General features: G+C 34.1%; 22 protein-coding genes and 2 pseudogenes. 6 read left to right on the top strand and 18 right to left on the bottom strand.

Annotated elements, in window-relative coordinates; all coding sequences use genetic code 11:
• Window positions 1–413: 413 nt before the first annotated feature.
• From H6F32_RS00110 to acnB, 10 genes and pseudogenes are all read right to left on the bottom strand, one after another.
• Window positions 414–611 (bottom strand): hypothetical protein, encoded by a 198-nt coding sequence (locus H6F32_RS00110; RefSeq protein ID WP_028082818.1) that lies wholly within the window; start codon window positions 609–611, stop codon window positions 414–416.
• A gap of 14 nt (window positions 612–625) precedes the next feature.
• On the bottom strand, window positions 626–874 hold the full coding sequence (locus tag H6F32_RS00105; RefSeq protein ID WP_028082817.1) for a type II toxin-antitoxin system RelE/ParE family toxin: 249 nt from the start codon (window positions 872–874) through the stop codon (window positions 626–628).
• A gap of 83 nt (window positions 875–957) precedes the next feature.
• Window positions 958–1,299: pseudogene (locus H6F32_RS00100) on the bottom strand (XisI protein).
• A complete protein-coding gene (locus tag H6F32_RS00095; RefSeq protein WP_313926148.1) occupies window positions 1,269–1,631 on the bottom strand; it encodes an element excision factor XisH family protein in 363 nt (120 codons plus the stop codon). Before H6F32_RS00095 ends, H6F32_RS00100 begins: the two are co-directional and overlap by 31 nt.
• Window positions 1,632–1,859: 228 nt before the next feature.
• Window positions 1,860–2,204 (bottom strand): XisI protein, encoded by a 345-nt coding sequence (locus tag H6F32_RS00090; protein ID WP_190367315.1) that lies wholly within the window; start codon window positions 2,202–2,204, stop codon window positions 1,860–1,862.
• A complete protein-coding gene (locus H6F32_RS00085) occupies window positions 2,192–2,359 on the bottom strand; it encodes an element excision factor XisH family protein (protein ID WP_199294421.1) in 168 nt (55 codons plus the stop codon). Before H6F32_RS00085 ends, H6F32_RS00090 begins: the two co-directional genes overlap by 13 nt.
• 100 nt (window positions 2,360–2,459) lie before the next feature.
• Complete coding sequence (locus tag H6F32_RS00080) at window positions 2,460–2,801, bottom strand: XisI protein (RefSeq protein WP_190367314.1); 342 nt, start codon at window positions 2,799–2,801, stop codon at window positions 2,460–2,462.
• The gene (locus H6F32_RS21025; RefSeq protein WP_313926147.1) at window positions 2,789–2,923 is read right to left on the bottom strand and encodes an element excision factor XisH family protein; all 135 of its coding nucleotides are present in this window, start codon (window positions 2,921–2,923) and stop codon (window positions 2,789–2,791) included. Before H6F32_RS21025 ends, H6F32_RS00080 begins: the two co-directional genes overlap by 13 nt.
• Window positions 2,924–2,960: 37 nt before the next feature.
• The gene (locus H6F32_RS21020) at window positions 2,961–3,212 is read right to left on the bottom strand and encodes an element excision factor XisH family protein (protein WP_313926146.1); all 252 of its coding nucleotides are present in this window, start codon (window positions 3,210–3,212) and stop codon (window positions 2,961–2,963) included.
• Between the two features lie 65 nt (window positions 3,213–3,277).
• Window positions 3,278–5,842 (bottom strand): bifunctional aconitate hydratase 2/2-methylisocitrate dehydratase, encoded by a 2,565-nt coding sequence (gene acnB / locus H6F32_RS00070; RefSeq protein WP_190367313.1) that lies wholly within the window; start codon window positions 5,840–5,842, stop codon window positions 3,278–3,280.
• Window positions 5,843–6,107: 265 nt separating this feature from the next.
• Here acnB and H6F32_RS00065 point away from each other — a divergent pair, with 265 nt between their 5' ends.
• The 4 genes from H6F32_RS00065 to H6F32_RS00050 all read left to right on the top strand — a co-directional run bounded on the left by H6F32_RS00065 (window position 6,108) and on the right by H6F32_RS00050 (window position 10,240).
• Window positions 6,108–7,424, top strand: a complete 1,317-nt coding sequence (locus H6F32_RS00065; protein WP_190367312.1) for an ATP/GTP-binding protein — start codon at window positions 6,108–6,110, stop codon at window positions 7,422–7,424.
• 12 nt (window positions 7,425–7,436) lie between these two features.
• The gene (locus H6F32_RS00060) at window positions 7,437–8,186 is read left to right on the top strand and encodes an RloB family protein (protein WP_190367311.1); all 750 of its coding nucleotides are present in this window, start codon (window positions 7,437–7,439) and stop codon (window positions 8,184–8,186) included.
• Between the two features lie 102 nt (window positions 8,187–8,288).
• Complete coding sequence (locus H6F32_RS00055) at window positions 8,289–9,317, top strand: DGQHR domain-containing protein (RefSeq protein ID WP_190367310.1); 1,029 nt, start codon at window positions 8,289–8,291, stop codon at window positions 9,315–9,317.
• A 29-nt stretch (window positions 9,318–9,346) separates the two neighbouring features.
• The gene (locus H6F32_RS00050; RefSeq protein ID WP_190367309.1) at window positions 9,347–10,240 is read left to right on the top strand and encodes a hypothetical protein; all 894 of its coding nucleotides are present in this window, start codon (window positions 9,347–9,349) and stop codon (window positions 10,238–10,240) included.
• A 440-nt stretch (window positions 10,241–10,680) separates the two neighbouring features.
• Here the strand turns inward: H6F32_RS00050 and aroF are convergent, their stop codons facing one another.
• From aroF to H6F32_RS00010, 8 genes are all read right to left on the bottom strand, one after another.
• A complete protein-coding gene (gene aroF, locus H6F32_RS00045) occupies window positions 10,681–11,724 on the bottom strand; it encodes a 3-deoxy-7-phosphoheptulonate synthase (RefSeq protein WP_190367308.1) in 1,044 nt (347 codons plus the stop codon).
• Between the two features lie 335 nt (window positions 11,725–12,059).
• The gene (locus tag H6F32_RS00040) at window positions 12,060–12,527 is read right to left on the bottom strand and encodes a PAM68 family protein (RefSeq protein WP_190367307.1); all 468 of its coding nucleotides are present in this window, start codon (window positions 12,525–12,527) and stop codon (window positions 12,060–12,062) included.
• 18 nt (window positions 12,528–12,545) lie between these two features.
• Entirely contained in the window at window positions 12,546–12,815 is a 270-nt protein-coding gene (gene rpsO / locus H6F32_RS00035) for a 30S ribosomal protein S15 (protein ID WP_190367306.1), read from the bottom strand.
• Between the two features lie 170 nt (window positions 12,816–12,985).
• Window positions 12,986–14,824, bottom strand: coding sequence for an APC family permease (locus H6F32_RS00030; RefSeq protein WP_190367305.1), 1,839 nt, complete (start codon window positions 14,822–14,824; stop codon window positions 12,986–12,988).
• 454 nt (window positions 14,825–15,278) lie between these two features.
• Window positions 15,279–16,325 carry a 3-deoxy-7-phosphoheptulonate synthase gene (locus H6F32_RS00025; protein ID WP_190367304.1) on the bottom strand — a complete coding sequence of 349 codons (1,047 nt, stop codon included), beginning with the start codon at window positions 16,323–16,325 and terminating at the stop codon, window positions 15,279–15,281.
• Between the two features lie 226 nt (window positions 16,326–16,551).
• Window positions 16,552–16,923 (bottom strand): zinc ribbon domain-containing protein, encoded by a 372-nt coding sequence (locus H6F32_RS00020; protein ID WP_190367303.1) that lies wholly within the window; start codon window positions 16,921–16,923, stop codon window positions 16,552–16,554.
• Window positions 16,916–17,443 carry a DUF2085 domain-containing protein gene (locus tag H6F32_RS00015; RefSeq protein WP_190367302.1) on the bottom strand — a complete coding sequence of 176 codons (528 nt, stop codon included), beginning with the start codon at window positions 17,441–17,443 and terminating at the stop codon, window positions 16,916–16,918. Before H6F32_RS00015 ends, H6F32_RS00020 begins: the two co-directional genes overlap by 8 nt.
• A gap of 74 nt (window positions 17,444–17,517) precedes the next feature.
• The gene (locus H6F32_RS00010) at window positions 17,518–18,294 is read right to left on the bottom strand and encodes a Uma2 family endonuclease (RefSeq protein WP_190367301.1); all 777 of its coding nucleotides are present in this window, start codon (window positions 18,292–18,294) and stop codon (window positions 17,518–17,520) included.
• Between the two features lie 102 nt (window positions 18,295–18,396).
• On the opposite strand from H6F32_RS00010, the pseudogene H6F32_RS21125 reads away from it, so the two are divergent.
• Window positions 18,397–18,444: pseudogene (locus H6F32_RS21125) on the top strand (hypothetical protein); the annotation flags it as partial.
• Window positions 18,445–18,516: 72 nt separating this feature from the next.
• Window positions 18,517–19,524 carry a protein kinase domain-containing protein gene (locus tag H6F32_RS00005; RefSeq protein WP_395939569.1) on the top strand — a complete coding sequence of 336 codons (1,008 nt, stop codon included), beginning with the start codon at window positions 18,517–18,519 and terminating at the stop codon, window positions 19,522–19,524.
• Window positions 19,525–19,664 lie beyond the last annotated feature (140 nt).

The following is a 19,664-nucleotide window of genomic DNA, read 5'->3' as shown; positions in this document are numbered from 1 at the left end:
TCAAAATAAAGGTGTTACTTATAATTGAGTATAAATTTAATTGTATATAAATTAGATTAACCCTCTTTACAAGGGTTATGATGACTTTATTCATCACATTTTTACATCAAATAAGCAACACTAAAATAAATATTATTACTCACATTTTAAAATTCACTAGAGTAATAATACTATAAAGTAAGTTATTAAAATATACAAGATTCACGGATATTATAGGCTTTAGTCCTCAAAAGTTTGCTACTTTACCCTAAAATTACACGATGTTATATTTTTTTGCTGGCATTGTTTACCCCAATAATAAACTATTATAACATTTCAGGTGAGTCCATCCAGACCCACCCTAACCTAAATTATACCAAAGCCGCTTCTCCTTACTAATTAACCTCCCCTGATCCTCAAAACCAACAATTTGATCACATTAACAACATACTTTTCACATCTTCTAAAGACATTGAAACACTATTCTTTTCTTCTTCCTTAGCATCTCTCAAATCTCGTAAATCTTCCAAATCTTCTAATAATTCCTGAATCTTCAAAAATTCCTCATAAGGTAAAACCGCAAATTGTTTTTCACCATTTTTTGTTAAAAACTCAGGATGTAATTCAATCATTTTTTAACCTCCTATTACTCATAAGCTTTACTACGATGCTTAACCCTATACACGATTATAGTTTGTTCTGCTAATTCAAACAAAATTCGATAATCACCAACTCTTAAACGATATTCTGGAGTAAAATTTGTTAAGCGTTTCACATCTCCTTGTAAATCATCTTGCATTGCTTCAATTTTATTGATAATGCGTTCTCTGTCATTTACAGGAATTTTCTGTAAATCTTTAATCGCTTTGGGTTTAAATTCTATTTGGTAATGCACATATTTTAACCTTTTTCAAAACATTAAGGTGAGTCCATCCAAACTCACCCTAACCTAAATTATACTAACAAATTTTTTCTCGATTAAGCCACAGCAAATTCTGTAAACTTCCGAGTTTCAGGATCATGAAAAGCTAACACAATATCCTCTTTTGGTACACCTTCTCTTAATAATTCCGTTGCAATACCTTCCTCAGTCCAATCTTCCTCAATGTAAATTTTCTGATTTTTAATACGAACATAAACATGAGTATTATTAACTCTTTTTTTGTTAACCCAATCAATACTACGCTAAAAATAATGATGATTATTGTCATCAAAAATTAAACAATTTTCCGGGTGAAAATCAGGAGCTTTTTCAACAATTTGATAATATTCTGTTAAGATTTTTTTGATTATTTCTCCATATCTTGTGAGCTTATCCATGATACAATTTCTTCCTGTTCGTTATTAAAAACAATAAACTCTACCTGATGGCGTTTAACAATAGCTTTAACTGATTTTCTTTGAAAAAAGCTCTCAAATACAGTGTCTTTAACAGCTAAATAAATGGCATAATGTTTTTCAGACAAATCTAAAATATCACGATATACAATATATTGTCCTAATGCCAATTCAAAATCCCTCATCAGAGAAGGATTAATAAAACTTTTGATTTCCACAACAATGGTACGATTATTTTGTTCAGCTAATAACGTTTTTTCAGCAAGTAGATCAGCGCAAAGTTGGGCATCTTCGTATTGTAAAAAATAAGAAATGGTAGATATCCTTTGCCATTTTCCTCCTTAGTTTAAGTTCATTGATATTATAGTAACATTTTTTTGACATCGGCTAAATATACAGAAACACGATCTTTCTAAAGATGATATTGCTTTCTTAAACTGACTTTTCCACATAAAATATTAATCATAACATAAATTATAACATTAAGGTGAGTCCATCCAGAACCACCTTAACCTAAATCATACTAACAAAGTTTTTCTCTATTAAGCAATAGCAAACTCAGTAAACTTCCGAGTTTCAGGATCATGAAAAGCTAAAACAATATCCTCTTTCGGTACACCTTCTCTTAATAACTCCGTTGCAATTCCTTCCTGGGTCCAATCTTCCTCAATGTAAATCTTATCATTTTTAATTCTCACATAAACAGTAATTGCCTTCACTCGTTTTCTTTCATTCCAACCTACATCAAACCATAAATACTGATCTCTTTCATCATCAAAAGATAAGACTGTATCAACTCCAGAAATATTAGGAGTTTGACTAGCTATTTGCTCATATTCTGTTAATATTTTTTTAACAATTTCACGATAATTATTTAATTTATCCATTGGACAATCTCCTCCTGAACAATATTAATTACAATCAGTAAAATTTTATATTCTTCTATGACAAGTTGAATCCCTTTTGTTTGAAAAAAAGTTTCATAAGCCTCTTGTTCAATTGCTAAGTAAAGACGATAATCAGGATGTAATTGTCTTATCAATTGCTGGCATGGTTTACCCTGGTAATAAGCTATTATAACATTCAGGTGAGTCCATCAAGACCCACCATAACCTAAATTATACTAACAAAGTTTTTCTCTATTAAGCAATAGCAAACTCAGTAAACTTCCGAGTTTCAGGATCATGAAAAGCTAACACAATATCTTCTTTTGGTACACCTTCCCTTAATAACTCCGTTGCAATACCTTCCTGGGTCCAATCTTCCTCAATATATATCTTATCATTTTTAATGCGAATATGGACAGAAATTCCTTTAATTCTTTCCTCTGTTGTCCAACCAACTTGAAACCATAAATACTGATCTCTTTGCTCATCAAAAGCTAAGAGCATTTCTATATTATGAGGAGATGCAGAGGAAAAAAGTTGATGATATTCTGTTAAGATTTTTTTGATTAAAAATCGGTAATTTTCTAACTTATCCATTTGGTAATAACCTCCTTTTCTGTATCTACAATAATTAATTTAAGTTGGTTTTCATCAACAACAACTTGAATTGTTTCATCGAAATTAGCTTTATAAACAAGTTGACCAAGTGCTAAGTAAATCTGATGATCTGGTGCGGTTCTTTTAAGATAATTACGATTAATTACGATAAATGATATACTGACCTACAGCCCTTTCTAAATCATAAATAAATGATGGATTTAGAAAACTTTTAACTTCTATCACTATTTTATCATCACCTTTTTGTGCAGATAATGGACGTTCAGCACCTAGATCTGCAACAAGTCTTAATTTTCCATAGATGATATAATAAGGATCTGCTGTAATTGTCCAACCGTCTTTAATTAAAGCATTTTTCACCACATCATGGTAGATATCTTTTGCTGGCATTTTTACCCCGACAATAATCCATTATAACATTCAGGTGAGTCCACAAAGAACTCACCTCAATTACATTATACCAAAGCCGCCTGTTCCTCCTTACTAATCACCCTCCCCTCGTCCTCAAAACCAACAATTTGATCAAAATTCAAATACTGATACAAATTATCAGCAAAAGGATTAATTTTCTCCCCTACAATCTCCATATATTCCTTAACTGTAGGAATACGTCCCAACAACGCACAAACTGCTGCTAATTCCGCTGAACCTAAATACACTTGAGCGCCTTTTCCCATGCGATTATTAAAATTACGAGTTGAAGTAGAAAACACCGTTGTATTATCATCAACTCGCGCCTGATTTCCCATACATAAACTGCATCCAGGAATCTCCATTCTCGCATTCGCACCTACAAAAACATCATACACTTTTTCTACTTTTAATTGATGTTCATCCATTCTTGTCGGAGGTGCAATCCATAACCGCGCTTTCACCGCACCAGCACCTTCTAAAACCTTCGCTGTTGCTCGATAATGTCCGATATTTGTCATACAAGAACCTACGAAAACTTCCTGTACTGGATCATTCGCAACTTCTGATAATAACTTAACATTATCAGGGTCATTGGGTGCAGCTACAATTGGTTCTTTGATTTCGTTTAAATCAATCTCAATTACTTCTGCATATTCCGCATCTGCATCTGCTGATAATAATACAGGATTGGCTAACCATTCCTCCATTTTTGCCACGCGCCGCATGATAGTTCTGGCATCACTATAACCCCGTGCTACCATATTTTTTAACAGGGCAATATTTGACCGCAAATATTCCGCTATTGTCTCTTCACTTAACTTAATTGTACAACCTGCACAAGAACGTTCGGCGGAAGCATCTGTTAATTCAAATGCTTGTTCTACTTTCAAATTTGGTAATCCTTCAATTTCCAAAATTCGCCCGGAAAAAACATTTTTCTTGTTCTGTTTTTCCACGGTTAATAATCCTTTTTGCATGGCTACATAAGGAATTGCATTCACAATATCTCTCAAGGTAATTCCTGGTTGTAATTCTCCTTTAAAACGGACTAATACCGATTCTGGCATATCTAAGGGCATTACACCCAATGCACCAGCAAAGGCCACTAAACCAGAACCCGCTGGAAAGGATATTCCCAAGGGAAAGCGGGTATGGGAGTCTCCTCCTGTTCCCACTGTGTCGGGTAATAACATCCGGTTTAACCAGGAGTGAATGATACCATCTCCAGGACGCAAAGCCACGCCACCACGAGAGGAAATGAAGTCTGGTAATTCCTGATGGGTTTTGATATCTACAGGTTTAGGATAAGCGGCTGTGTGACAAAAACTTTGCATGACTAAATCTGCACTGAAACCTAAACAAGCGAGTTCTTTTAATTCGTCTCTGGTCATTGGTCCTGTGGTGTCCTGAGAACCCACTGTAGTCATGATTGGTTCGCAAGATGTTCCCGGACGCACTCCTGGTAAACCAGAGGCTTTACCGACCATTTTCTGCGCCAATGTGTAGCCTTTTCCGGTGTCGGTTGGTGCTTGAGGACGGATAAATAAATTGCTGGGTGCTAAACCCAATGCTTGACGGGTTTTGTCGGTGAGGGTACGGCCAATTAATAGGGGAATGCGTCCACCTGCGCGAACTTCGTCTAAAATCGTGTCAGGTTTGAGAGAGAAAGTTGCAATGACTTTTCCCGCTTTGGTAATTTCGCCTTTGTAGGGGTAAATGGTAATTACGTCACCGGTTTCCATTTGGGTGACATCGCATTGTATGGGTAAAGCTCCTGCATCTTCGGCGGTGTTAAAAAAGATAGGTGCGATCGCACTTCCTAAAACATAACCTCCGGCGCGTTTATTGGGAACAAAGGGGATATCATTGCCTAAATGCCATAATACTGAATTGATTGCAGATTTGCGTGATGAACCTGTACCGACCACATCGCCAACATAAGCTACGGGATGTCCTTTTTTCTTTAAGTCTGCAATGGTTTCTAAACTTCCCGGTTGTCGGGTTTCTAACATTGCTAAGGCGTGTAAAGGAATATCTGGACGAGTTGTAGCGTGGGTTGCGGGTGATAAATCATCGGTGTTGGTTTCTCCGGGAACTTTGAAAACCGTGACGGTAATAGCTTCTGGTAAAGTGGGACGTTCGGTAAACCATTCTGCTGCTGCCCAAGAGTCTACCACTTTTTTGGCGTATTTGTTGGTTTTTGATAGTTCTAATACATCATTGAACGCATCATAAACTAACAGAATTTTGCTTAATGCTGTGGCGGCGTTTTCTGCTACAGACGAACTGAGTAAATCAATTAAGGATTGGACGTTATAACCGCCTACCATTGTTCCTAGTAATTCTACTGCGGCGATGGGAGAAATTAAAGGACTGCTAATTTCTTGTTTAGCAATGGCAGTGAGGAAACCAGCTTTAACGTAAGCTGCTTGATCTACTCCGGGGGGTATGCGATCGCGTAATAAATGTAACAATAACTCTTCCGTGCCTGGGGCGGGATTTTTCAGTAATTCACATAATTCTGAAGTTTGTACTGCGTCTAATGGTAAGGGGGGAATACCGAGTTGGGCGCGTTCTTGGGTGTGTTGTTGGTATTCTGCTAACATGATTTAGCTTTTCTCCTGCAATGTCTTGTTTTCTTTATTTTATTGTAAGGGAATTGTTACAAGAGTTACTGGTAAACGAATTTGTCAGAATTAGACAGTTTATAGTTATAATCTGAACAGTAAAGTTTACATTAGGTAGGTTACTATGGTTACAAAACAAATAATTAAAGAGAAATTAAAAGGTTTAACGCAAGAAGAACTGAATCAAGTTGATGATATAATTTAACGTTTAGATAAAAATTAAACAAAGGAGTAAATTAAATTCATGTTAATTGAATTTCAAGTTGGAAATTTTCTATCTTTTAAAGACATAGTTACTTTCAGTATGGTTGCTTCTGATATTAATAGTCAAGATACAGAATTAGATGAAAATAATGTATTTTCAGTTAATCAAGAATTAAAATTACTAAAAACAACAGCTATCTATGGAGCTAATGCAAGTGGAAAGACTAATCTTGCCAAAGCATTTAGTTTTATGAGAAACTTTGTTATTAATTCTTCTAAAGAAATGCAAATAACAGATTTTATTACTGTTGAACATTTCCGACTTAGTACAGAAACTGAAAATAAACCATCATTTTTTCAAGCAACTTTTTATCTAAACAAAAAAACTTATAAATATGGTTTTAAAGTATCTCAAGATAAAGTAGTCGAAGAATGGCTATTTTTTCAAAACAAGATTAAAGAATATCAACTCTTTCAAAGAAATGTCAATAACAACAAATTTAAAATAAATAGAAAATCTTTTCAAGAAGGATTAGATTTAAAAGAAAAGACTAAGCATAACTCTCTTTTTATTTCTGTTGTGGCACAATTTAATGGTAAAATTTCTGCTGAAATAATCAAGTGGTTTGCTAATTCTCAAGTTATATCTGGTTCAGGAACACAGGATGATTTTTATAAAAAAGTTACTTTAAAATTGTTTGAATCTCCTTTAATTAAAAAAGATAGTATTAATCTAATTAAAGATTTAGATTTATCAATTCAAGATATTGATATTACCAAAGAAAAACTATCTTTAGAAAATTTGCCATCATCCATACCAGATGAGTTGAAAACTATGATTCTCCGATCATCTTCTGGTGAATTTTCTAGCATCCAAACATCTCATGAAAAATATAATGAAAATGGTGAAATAATTGGATTTGAAAAATTTGACTTAGAAAAAAATGAATCTGAAGGAACGAAGAAACTATTTTATTTCTCAGCTTTGCTTTTAAACGCTTTAAGATATAATCAAGTTTTAATTATAGATGAATTAGATGCAAGATTACATCCTATCATTACCCATAAGATTATTGAATTGTTTAATTCAAAAAAATATAATCAAAAATCAGCACAGCTTGTTTTTATGACTCATGATACTAATTTGCTTAATCCTAATCTATTTGGTAGTAGATTATTAAGACGAGATCAAATCTGGTTTACAGAAAAAAATCAACAAGGAGCAACTGATTTATATTCTTTAGCTGAATATGATGATATCGCAGAAGATGATCCATTGGAAGCAGATTATATTCGCGGAAGATATGGAGCAATTCCCTTTATTGGCAATTTTAAAAATTTATTATCTAATGAGTAAAAATCAATAAATATGGCAAGACAAAATTCAAGAAATAATTCAATGTATTCTCAAAGAAAAGTAAGTGGTAGATCAAAAGGAAAAACATTTTTGATTGTTTGTGAAGGTGAAGAGACTGAGCCGAATTATTTTAAAGGTTTTCAGAAAATAGCACACACTAAGAGAATTGCATTTATTAAAATTAAAGAAGGGGTTGGAGTAGGAATAACAGTAGTTACAACAGCTAAACAATTAAAAGAACAAGGTAATTATGGAGATGATGAGGTTTGGTGCGTATTTGATAGAGACTTAAAAAAGGAAAACAATAACCAGCAAAATTTTAATGAAGCAATTAAATCAGCAATAGAAAATAAATTAAATTTGGCTGTTTCTAATGATGCTTTTGAATTATGGTTTTTATTACATTATGAATTTTATCAAAGTGAAACTCATCGAAGTGATTATAAAACAATGCTAAGTTTCAAAACAAGATTAGGTGAAAAATATGAAAAAAATTCTGAAACCATGTATGAAAAACTAAAAGACAAAGAATCTAATGCTATTAATTTTGCTAAAAAACTTTGGTCAAGCCATTGTAAGTTATATGGAATAGATGATTCTGATCCTGATAAATTAACCGTACAAGAAAGAATAATAATACACAATATTAATCCATCAACAACAGTTTATCAATTAGTGGAAAAACTTAATGAAGTTATTTTTCCCAAACCACCAACAGAACTTAATTTTGTAAATCCTGATTCTGACAAAATGATATATTAACTTAAAAGAGCGTTAGCGGTAGCTTACCGTAGGTATCGCTATCACCAATGTTTATACTATAATATAGTAGTTTCCAATTCACAAAACCCAACTTCATAACTTATGACAATTCAAATTCCCGCATTTCAAGTAATTCAAAACAACATATCCATGCTTGTGTTTGTAACTACTGTTAAGATGATTTATGAACGTTTCGATGTTTCTCGGAGAATTGATGATAAAAAATTAGGATATCAAAGATCATTTTCTAAAACCAGAATCAAAGAAATTAAAAATTATATTAATCAAGAACAGGGTATTATACCTAATTCTATTTTAGTCAATATTGATGAAGGCAAATTTGACTATCAAGAAAATGATAACTTACTCATATTAGAAGATACAAATTCTCTCGGTCTAATTATAGATGGACAGCATAGAGTCAATGGTTGCTATGATGCAAACCCTGATTTTAAATTAATGGTAATTGCTACTTTGGGATTATCTGTTAAGGATCAAGCAAGACTTTTTGTAACAATTAATAAAACTCAAAAAGGTGTTCCTGCATCTCTTTATTTAGATTTAATGAATTTGTTAGAAGGAGATATTGAAGATTTTGATGGAGAAGGAGTTAGTGCTGAAAGACGTGGTAGAGAAATTGCTATTAGATTAAATGAGACAGATGAAAGTCCTTTGTATGAATTAATTAGAACAACTGGAGAAAGTGGTTTTGGAATATCTTTAAATGAATTTGTCAATCAAATTAAAGATTATGTAGAACCGAAAACAGGAAAACTTGCTAATTATGGTTTTGAACAGCAATATAAAATTTTTGAAATATATTTCCGTGCTGTTAAAGCAGTATTCTTAGAACAATGGGATAATCCTAAATCTTATATTTTAAAAACCGTTGGATTTGGTGGACTAATGCAAGCATTTTATGAGATTTTTAATGTGGTTATGCAAAAACACAAGATGTTTAATACTGAAAATACCATTAAAGTTCTGGAACTAATTCAAGACTTTAAATTTGATAAAGATAACTTACCAAGTGGCGGTGGTTTTAAAGCGCAAGAAAAAGTTGCTGAAATGCTAGAAAGCAAATTAAAAAAAGCAGTGAGAGAAGATTTTGTAGTGATGATTGGAGATTAGCTGGAAGATTAATTTGGAGATTAAAAAAGGTGTCATTAACATTTGAGGAAATTGCTATTGCTTTTAGTAATTGTAATAGTGATGCTAAAAGTTCTTTTAAAGATTATTTGATTAACTTATATAAATCAAAAAGAGATTATAAAAACGGATTTACTATTTCTTATGTAAACAATTATATATTAACTGATATTGAAAAACTTTTATCTAAAGCAATTTTGAATATTTGTGCTGCTGACAATTTGATTAAAAAAGGATATTTTAGTTGGGGTTTTGTGACTTCATATTATGCTAATTTTTTCTTAATACAAGGTTTAAATAGAACACAACTTAACTTTACAACTTGGGTATCAAGTTCTATAGATTGTATAGAAAAAGATTATCAAAAAAAGAATATTCATATCATAGGTATTGCTAACTCATCAGATGAACATCAAAGACAGTTCAAACGGTTTTTTGAAAATTTTAGTCATTTCAAAAATCGTAAAGGAATTGATAGGTATTGGAATATCGGAATTAAACCTTTTGAATTAGGCAATGAATCAGAAATAAGAAATAAAATTAATTATGAAATTTGTAGTGATGCTTTTTATGAATTAGATTTAGATAATAGAGAGTTTAAGAAAATCATTAAAGATAATCTCTATTCTCCTTTTACTGAATATAAAGAAAATTCACGAACATTTGATAATTATTCCCGTCGTAATTTAAAATTAGCAATAGCTAGATTAAGAATGCTAACCTACACATTAAATTTTATTGCTGTGAGAAATTTAGAATATCAAAGTTATTATCAAAGGAATATGAAAAATAGACTAACAGCTATTAATGAAAAATATCCTGATGTCAGTTTATGGATTAAAGAATTTTTTAAACAATGGTTAATTTTTGATTCAGAAATAGTAGATAATGATGATGTATTTTAAGTTGTCGCTCACTATCCTAGCATCGAAAATAACCCATCCTGTAAATCCTAAAATCCTGGATATCCTGATTCTGACAAACTGATGTTGATATTATGCTAACCGACATTCTGCACTTCATAATGTAGTATAAGCATTTTCAAGCATTATTCTTAATAAGGGTGGAAAAATTACGTATTAAAACTTCAAAATACTGGTATTCTGGCTTTGTATAGGTGAAATATAAGTTGAATTTTGGAGCTTTTAGCAAGTTTTAGCGTTTAGTTGTAAAGGAATTGTTACAAGAGTTACTGGTAAACGAATTTGTCAGAAATAGACAGTTTGTGGTTTATAATTTAAGAAATAAAAGTTTTGAACTAGCTTGTTAACATCTGAATTAATATAAAAATCATAAAAAGGTAGATGAATTTCTATCTACCTTAACATTTTTGCATCAAAATTTATTAGTTATTTGAAATTCGACCTACAGCTTTACCAATAATTGCTAATTCTTTCATTAATTCGTCAAATTTATCCGGTGTTAAGGATTGTGGTCCATCAGATAGTGCTTTAGATGGATTAGGATGCACTTCTATCATTAAGGAGTCCGTACCAGCAGCGATCGCTGCCATTGACATAGATGGTACAAATTCTGACCACCCTAAACCATGACTAGGATCAATCATAATCGGTAAATGAGTTAATTTCCTTAATACAGGTATTACTGACAAATCTAAGGTATTTCTGGTATATTGCCGATCAAAAGTTCTAATTCCCCTCTCACATAAAATTACGTTAGCATTACCTGCCGCTAAAATATATTCTGCGGCCATTAACCAATCTTCAATGGTAGCAGCCATACCCCGTTTTAAAAGTACCGGTTTTGCTTGCGCCCCTACTTGCTTCAATAGGGAAAAGTTCTGCATATTTCTTGCCCCTACTTGAATAACATCCGCAATTTCCGCAATTTTATCTAAATCTCCTCCATCCATTACTTCCGTAATAATACCTAAACCACTTGCTTCTCGTGCCTTAGCTAACAATTCTAAAGCACTTTCTCCATGACCTTGAAACGCATAGGGAGAAGTTCGTGGTTTATACGCACCACCTCTTAAAAACTTTGCTCCTGCTGCTTTTACCCGCATAGCGGTTTCAATAATCATCTCCTCGTTTTCCACTGAACATGGTCCAGCTACCACTACCAGAGGATGATGTTCACCAAATATTACACTACCATTAGGAGTATTAACTATTACTTCAGATGCTTCACCATGTCTAAACTGTCGACTAGCCCTTTTATATGGAACTTCTACCCTTAATACTTGTTCTATCCAGGGACTATTTTCTTGAATTTGCAAGGGATCTAAATCTGCCGTTTCCCCAACTAAGCCGATTATTACTTTATGTTGTCCAACAATTTTTTCTGGTATTAATCCCCAACCTGTTAATTCTTGTATAATACGATCTATCTCTGTTTGTGGTGAACCAACTTTCATGACAATGATCATATTTAAAGTCCTATGTATTAATTAGCTATCACTATTGAGCCAACCCTACGCATATCTATCTGTTTAGCTATCACCTTGATATAGGGGCAATAATCAACTTTTTGGTATTGCTGAACTCAGGTATGAAATTGAGAAATTCAGAATTTGAAACTTTGCATCTAACGCAAGTGGTTCGCTGATGCGCGAAACAAAATTTCTACAGCCATTATGTAATGCCAACTTTTTTTATCTTAACTCTTGTAATAGTTTAGCAGATAGGTTTAGCGGATGGGTTTACCAGTGCTAAACCACTACTAAATTTTGATGTAGGTTAATAATTGGTTTATTTTGATACGTCAAACATTTTTTTTACGAGTTTCACGCCAAACTTCGGCCATTCGTCCCCAATTGGTAGTAAATTCACTGAAACCTAGCCAACTCCCTGTTCTTTCTTCATCCCAGGAAGCAGAAAGTACACCATAGGTAATTCCTAAAACTCCTAATCCAAATAATCCCATATTGACTAATAACACAGCAATAGGCGGAAGCTGGATGTGAGCCAAGGTAACAAGCAAATAACTAGCTACTAAGGAAGCAATACCTAAAAATGTAGGTATGCCACAAAACGCTGCTACTCGGCGAATCATCCTTTGACTAACTACTTCAGGAACTGCCATTTCTGCCTTAGTATAAGGTGGTTTTTTCAGTTCCTGACTAGTTTCTGGGGTTTTCACCGCAGCCTGACTGGTGATTTTAGCAGGTTTAGGACGCTTTTTATTTGGTTCAAAAGGTAAGCGACTACGTTCTGATTCTTCAGCAGCCATAAATATATATTCCTAATATTAACCGCGAATGCCCAGACGAGTAATTAAAGCCTGATATTTTTCTCGGCTATTCTTTTGAATATAAGACAAAAGACGCTTACGTTGACCAATCATCTTTAATAGTCCTCTACGGGAGGAGTGATCCTTTTTGTTAGCTTGCAAATGTTGACTAAGGCGGTTAATACGATCAGTTAACATTGCCACTTGGACATCAGAAGAACCTGTGTCGGTTTCGTGAACTTGGAAATTACTAATTAGTTCTTGTTTGCGCTGTTGCGTCAGAGCCATGATAAATGAGATTTGATTGTTTTTAAGGTATCTAGCAATTTTCTATGATATCACAGTTATTTTAATTGACAATTGGTGATTGGTGATTGGTGATTGGTGATTGGGTAAAATTTAATTTTCCCTGCACTCCGCATCCTGCACCCTTGCACCCTACTCCAGACTACCGCACCCTAAAGATAATACCTAACAGTTGTTACCACACGGCTTTTTTTAGCTCTTAAAGCATTCTTTAAAAACAACGTGGTTTGATTATGTAAGATACCATCCCACCAATTGCGAGTGACGAATGCAGGAATAATGATAGTTGTAAATGTGTCTGGATACCTGTCTTCAAATTGACTGACAAATTCAACTATGGGATCAATGACAGAACGATAGGGAGAGTCTACAATTTCCAAGGGAATATCTGACTCTAGGTTATGCCATTTTTCCTGTAGTTTTTCCCTGTCTGTACCACCAATATCTACGTGAATGGCAACTATTTCATCCGCTATTGTTCGTGCATAGTCTAATGCTTCCACTGTACCTCTGTTTAATTGTCCCACTACCACTACTGCTGGATGGGTAATAACCGCAGGTTTGGGCTTAGGAAGATAACTACGAGGTGCTAGTTCTTGTACGCTTAATCGTGAGGCTACGTATTCATAGTGGCGATGAATGGCTAAAAATATGCTCACTACTATGGGTATAGCTACTACTACTAACCAAGCACCTAAGAGAAATTTAGTGGAAATGATCACTGCTAATACTATTAACGTAGCGATCGCTCCTAAACTATTCATCATAGCGCTAGAGTGCCAATTACGACTTTGTTCTTTAAACCAATGGCGCACCATTCCCGCTTGTGATAGGGTAAAGGAGGTAAATACACCCACTGCATATAAGGGAATTATGGCGTTCACCTGTCCTTTAAAGATAATTGCCAGAATAGCAGCACAGACACTTAACAGCATGATGCCATTAGAATAGACTAAGCGATCGCCTAATAAACATAATTGTCTTGGTAAAAATCCATCCCTTGCCAAAAAGTAACATAGTCTAGGGAAATCAGCATAACTAGTATTAGCTGCTAACAATAAAATTAACAAGGTAACTAATTGCAGGAAAAAGTATAACGGTCCACCATCACCAAAAATTTGTCTACCTAATAAAGACAGTACGGTTTGTCCTTCACCTGGTACAATGTGATAGATATTTGCTATACAAGTGATGCCTATAAACATTACCCCTAAAATACCACCTAAATAGAGCAAGGTTAACCGAGCATTTTTCCATTCTGGAGGTTTAAAAGCTAACACTCCATCAGAAATAGCTTCTACCCCAGTTAATGCCGTACATCCTGCGGAAAAAGCCCGTAAAATGAAGAATATACTTAAACTTTCCTTAGTTGGTAATTCAGGATAGGCTGTAATTGGTTCTCCTGTAAAATACTTAAACAAACCGACAATAATTAACAAGAAAACACTTACCACAAACCCATAAGTAGGAATCATAAATATTTGTCCTGATTCCTTGACACCTCGGAGATTGACTAACATTAATATCACAATAAAAATCAAACATAACAGCACTGTGTGAGATTGTAGTTGAGGAATGGCGGAAGTTAACGCCGCAGTACCAGCAGAAATACTGACTGTGACTGTTAAAATATAGTCAATCATCAGTGAACTACCTGCGATTAATCCCGGATAAAGTCCGAGATTTTCCCGGGCAACAATGTATGAACCACCACCTAAAGGATACGCACGAATAGTTTGCCGATAGGAAAGTACAACTATACTTAACAGGAAAATAATGGACACAGCTACGGGGATGGATAAACCTAATGCACCACTACCTGCTGCTACTAATACGAGTAGAATTTCCTCTGTTGCATAAGCTACGGAAGATAACGCATCGGAAGAAAGCACAGCTAAAGCCGCAGCGATAGTTAGTCTTTCTTCACTATGGGCACTAGTAGGTAGAGATTTACCCAGAATAACTTGTTTAAATTCAGAGTACAAGGACATATATAGCCCAATTTAGTAGTTGGTAATTTCTGGAAATTGCCCATAGCAACCTCACAGAAATAAAGTGATTATATCAGCGATTAACAGTCGGTTATTAGTATTTAGCTATCAGCAGTCACTAAATATCAGAAGTTAATACTTTTTTCAGAAGTTCAGGACTTATGCAACTGGGGCATTGCTAAGGTGTGGTTCGACAAGCTCACCAACCACGTCATACGGTATAAATCATGTAAATAAACTGATTTTTGATATCTGACGCACCCTACAACAGATTTTTTTAGTGTGACACTTGCGTAAGTCCTAAAGTTAATACACTTACTTTATGGCATGATCTGTCTTTAAGTATTAGCTGATAGCTGATATAGCAATCATATTTGATTTGTAAACCGTGAGGGTTTCAGATCCCCGACTTCTCGAAGAAGTCGGGGATCTCTGTGTTCATAAATCCATTATCTCATCTTTTCAACCTTTCATGGGCAACTAAAATAATTCTTTCTGTTTCTTCCCAACCAATACATTTATCAGTAACAGAAACACCATATTTTAAATCTTCCCGCTTACCAGTAATTGCCTGATTACCTTCATACAAATTAGATTCTAACATCATGCCCACAATAGAACTATTACCATCTACAATTTGTTGAATAATGTTCTCAAACACAGCACTTTGTAGTTTATAGTCTTTATTAGTATTACCATGACTACAATCAATCACAATTCGTGGTGATAAATTAGCTGTCTTTAATTCTTGTTCTACTAATTTAACATTTTCCGCATCAAAATTAGGTTTACTTCCTCCTCTTAATATTACATGGCCATGGGCATTTCCTCTAGTTTGAAAAACGCTCACTTGTCCTTTTTGATTAATACCAAGAAAATTATGAGGTGTTTGGGCAGATTTTAAGGCATTTACCGCTACTTGAATATTACCATCTGTACCATTTTTAAAACCTACTGGCATAGATAAACCACTGGCCATTTCTCGATGGGTTTGTGATTCGGTAGTTCTTGCTCCAATAGCTGACCATGCTACCAATTCACTGATATACTGGGGAATAATGGGATCAAGGGCTTCTGTAGCTGTTGGTAGTCCTAATTCTGCTAGTTTTAATAATAGACTTCTGGCAATTAATATGCCTTTTTCCACATGAAAAGAATCGTCCATTTCCGGATCATTAATTAATCCTTTCCAACCTACAGTAGTGCGAGGTTTCTCAAAATAAACCCGCATGACTAATAATAAAGTATGTTTAACTTCTTCTGCTAAGGCTAACAGTTTTTGGGCGTATTCTATAGCTGCTTGGGGATCATGAATAGAACAAGGGCCAACGACTATAAATTTACGATGATCTTGAAAATCTAAAATATGTTCTATTTCCTGGCGAAATTTTAAAATTGTATGTTCCGCAGTCTTGGTTAAAGGTAATTTTTCTTTGACTTCATTAGGAGTTAATAAAACATGAGAACTCTTAATGTTAGTATTAATTAACTTGTGAATCATGGTAGAAGTCTCTTAATTTGTTTTACGGGTATTGCATTCCTAAAAAATTTGTATGAGTATTTTTTCTCCTTGACTAAGAAGTAATTAGTGGGGGAAATAACTTTGATCGGATTTTCTAGTCTAGCAATATGCAAGGGTAATTTACAATTATACAGTTTTTTCAATCATTATACAACATAAAAAGTGTATTTTTCATAACATTAATCTCTCTTATTTGAGAATAAATCTATCTAAATAGAGTAATTAAAAAACAAATCAATAATAAAAAAGCTAACAATAATAAAGCCTGATAACGTTGTAACCATCTTTTGAGTTTAATATCAAAGCTAATATTGCTAACATTAATTTGTTGTTCTAATTCTAATTGACGATTTTGTAAATTTTCGTAAAGGATACAATCTTTAGCATGGGGATATTGGGGGAAAGTACAGCTATTATCAGCGTGATAAGTGCAAGTATCACATAAGTAACCCTGGGTAGCACGATGTAAAGTAATACCAGGATGTCCGTAGGCTTTTAATGTGATGCGACAATGGGGACAATTTATAGCTTCACTGTTAATAAGTTGCTGACAATGGGGACAGGATATTTTAGCCAAAATTTAGCCTCCGACAGTGTAAAAGTGGCATAGTAAATAAACCCCAAGCTAAACCAGTAATTAAACCAAAAGGGGTAATGATATAATTATTAAAATCCCATAAATGGAAGATTTGGGCGGCTAATTCCACAGGATAGGCCATCATTAGCATACTGGCAAATATAGCACCTGTTAAACCATATTGATGTAACCAATAATTACCTCTTCCACCAGTTAAACTATACAAAATGCGCGTAATTAGTAATCCTGTAACTGTACCATAACAGCGCATACAAACTGCCATTATAAAAGGTGGAGATAATTCTAATCCCATTGTAGGTTGTGGACAAACATGATTACCCATAAAATAGATAATATTGGCAATATTAGGAAGTAAAAACACACCTGACGCAGCGAGAAAAGGTGCAATAGCAGGACCAAATACCATTCCAGCTAACAAGAAATCAGCCAAAAAACTCACCCAATTAATTTGCTTAATTTGTTTAATTTGTAAATTCCTGGATAAAATAGCCCGTTGCATCTTTTCTCTGTGTCCTTTGTAGTTCGGTTTGTTGTTCAGTTTGTTTTCTTCAATGTCCAAAATGTCCAAAATGATTATATATCATCATTTGGATCTATGCCCATTGCCCGTAAACGTTCGGCTAATTTTGCAGCCTTGAGTTCTGCTTGTTCAGCCCTTAATTTTTGTAATTTGGCCTCTTCTTTACCTACCAATAATAAATTACCATCTAAATCCCACCAGCGCAGCCAAAGTTGTGTAGGATTATTCAAGTAACTTCCTTGCCATAGTCCTAATTCTACACCTAATGGCGCAATTGGGTAATGTCCACGTTCGTTAGGCTGCATTTTTTGGTAAGCAAAATCTACCAAATGATAAACTTCTAATTTGTCATTATTCACCTCATAAATGGCATAATAGGGAACACGGATAATGCGTTCATATACCCAAAATTTACCAGGTTTTTCACCTTCTTGTAAACCCGTTAAAGGTGTTTTATCTCTTTCTTCGTCACCATTACCACTAGCTAATTCTATGGCAATTAATGGGGGAATATATTCCCGCCATAATACATAAGAACGGCGAATTTTACCTGCTAATCTGGGAGGGACATCAGGAACATAAAACCAGTCTGGTGCTACTGTACCTTTTTCTGGTGGTTCTGTTTCTCGCCAATAAATGCCACAATCTTGACCTATACAAAATTGTCCATCAGGATGTTTTTTTTGTAAAGTTTGAATTATGGAATCTGTGATAATTATGCTTTGGGGATGTTCTTGAAAATTCTTCACAAATGTACCATCAGACTCCGGTAATTGAGTATGATCAGGAAACTGTGGAGGTATGGAAATATCAGCCAGGGTTTCACTCATACTATTTAAAAGATTGGAATTGTTAATTTATATTATATCAGGAAGGGAAGCAGAATTACTTATGTTGTATAATAAAGCTTATACAGTTATCTATCACAGATTATGATCTGCTGCCTGAACCCGGATTGTTCCCAGCCTATTAACCCTGATCATAACAAGGTTTGTCAATCTTGCAATACCCCATTGATACCATTATTAATCAATCGGTTTCGGGTGTTGCGGGTGCTTTCTACTAAAGGTGGTTTCGGGAGAACCTATTTAGCGGAAGATAGCCAAAACTTAAATAAACAGTGTGTAATCAAGCAACTTGCACCTAAACAGTCAGGAACTTACGCTTTGAAAAAAGCCAAAGAGTTATTTATCGAAGAAGCAAAACGCTTACAAGATTTAGGAGAACATCCTCAAATACCAACGCTGTTTGCTTATTTTGAAGATAATGGTTTTCTCTATTTGGTGCAAGAGTTTATTGAAGGGGATGATTTATTAGATGAATTAAGACAAAAGGGTAAATATAACGAAAGTCAAATTCGGGAATTATTACTAGATTTATTACCACCTTTAAAATTTATTCATGAGCGTAATATTATTCATCGGGATATTAAACCAGAGAATATCATGCGCCGAAAAAGTGATGGTAAATTGGTATTAATTGATTTTGGAGCTTCTAAACAATTAACTACCACAGTTCACACCCGAATAGGAACACAAATTGGTACTCGTGGTTATAGTCCACGGGAACAAATTGAGTTTGGTGAAGCTTATCCAGCCAGTGATTTATTCGCTTTAGGTACAACTTGTTTTCATTTATTAACAGGGGTTAATCCTTTTAATTTATGGAAAAAAAATCCTCTTAGTTGGGTGAATAATTGGCGACAACATTTACCTAGTCCTGTAAGTAATGAGTTGGGGGTAATTTTAGATAAGTTGTTGACAATGGATATTCAAGAACGTTATCAATCTGCGGATGAAGTTATCAGAGATTTACAAATTTCTCCTACATTTGTTGTATCCCCAGATGGAAATGAAAATCAAATTTCGGGAGATTCTAAAACTAGAATAAATGGTAAAATAGATCGTCGCGTTTTTATCTATGGAGGATTATTTTTAGGTGGTGTAACTGTTGCTGTTATAGGACAAAGTTTATTTTTTAGGAAGCAAAATCAAACTTTAACAGGACTTACGCAACTGGCACAGCGATCGCTAATTATTAGTATATGTGTACTGCAATAATGAAGATGTTATTGAATCAGACTGATTGAGAATTGTTAATAGTAATAGATTAAATAAATGACGGGTATTAATTTTATGAGAGAATGATGATAGGGTACATTAAGAAATTAATTAACGATGAAATTTACTAAACTTAATTA

This window comes from Anabaena sp. FACHB-1237, from assembly GCF_014696225.1.
Taxonomy (GTDB): Bacteria; Cyanobacteriota; Cyanobacteriia; order Cyanobacteriales; family Nostocaceae; genus FACHB-1237.
This window is presented reverse-complemented; position numbering and strand designations above follow the sequence as displayed.

Excerpts from the sequence above, each read along its gene's own strand:
- rpsO (WP_190367306.1), bottom strand. The coding sequence starts at position 12,815 with ATGGCTCTGACGCAACAGCGCAAACAAGAACTAATTAGTAATTTCCAA.
- H6F32_RS00065 (WP_190367312.1), top strand. The coding sequence starts at position 6,108 with ATGTTAATTGAATTTCAAGTTGGAAATTTTCTATCTTTTAAAGACATA.
- H6F32_RS00055 (WP_190367310.1), top strand. The coding sequence starts at position 8,289 with ATGACAATTCAAATTCCCGCATTTCAAGTAATTCAAAACAACATATCC.
- acnB (WP_190367313.1), bottom strand. The coding sequence starts at position 5,842 with ATGTTAGCAGAATACCAACAACACACCCAAGAACGCGCCCAACTCGGT.
- H6F32_RS00025 (WP_190367304.1), bottom strand. The coding sequence starts at position 16,325 with ATGATTCACAAGTTAATTAATACTAACATTAAGAGTTCTCATGTTTTA.
- H6F32_RS00030 (WP_190367305.1), bottom strand. The coding sequence starts at position 14,824 with ATGTCCTTGTACTCTGAATTTAAACAAGTTATTCTGGGTAAATCTCTA.
- H6F32_RS00090 (WP_190367315.1), bottom strand. The coding sequence starts at position 2,204 with ATGGATAAATTAAATAATTATCGTGAAATTGTTAAAAAAATATTAACA.
- H6F32_RS00010 (WP_190367301.1), bottom strand. The coding sequence starts at position 18,294 with ATGAGTGAAACCCTGGCTGATATTTCCATACCTCCACAGTTTCCTGAT.
- H6F32_RS00080 (WP_190367314.1), bottom strand. The coding sequence starts at position 2,801 with ATGGATAAGTTAGAAAATTACCGATTTTTAATCAAAAAAATCTTAACA.
- H6F32_RS00110 (WP_028082818.1), bottom strand. The coding sequence starts at position 611 with ATGATTGAATTACATCCTGAGTTTTTAACAAAAAATGGTGAAAAACAA.
- H6F32_RS21020 (WP_313926146.1), bottom strand. The coding sequence starts at position 3,212 with ATGCCAGCAAAAGATATCTACCATGATGTGGTGAAAAATGCTTTAATT.
- H6F32_RS00060 (WP_190367311.1), top strand. The coding sequence starts at position 7,437 with ATGGCAAGACAAAATTCAAGAAATAATTCAATGTATTCTCAAAGAAAA.
- aroF (WP_190367308.1), bottom strand. The coding sequence starts at position 11,724 with ATGATCATTGTCATGAAAGTTGGTTCACCACAAACAGAGATAGATCGT.
- H6F32_RS00040 (WP_190367307.1), bottom strand. The coding sequence starts at position 12,527 with ATGGCTGCTGAAGAATCAGAACGTAGTCGCTTACCTTTTGAACCAAAT.
- H6F32_RS00015 (WP_190367302.1), bottom strand. The coding sequence starts at position 17,443 with ATGCAACGGGCTATTTTATCCAGGAATTTACAAATTAAACAAATTAAG.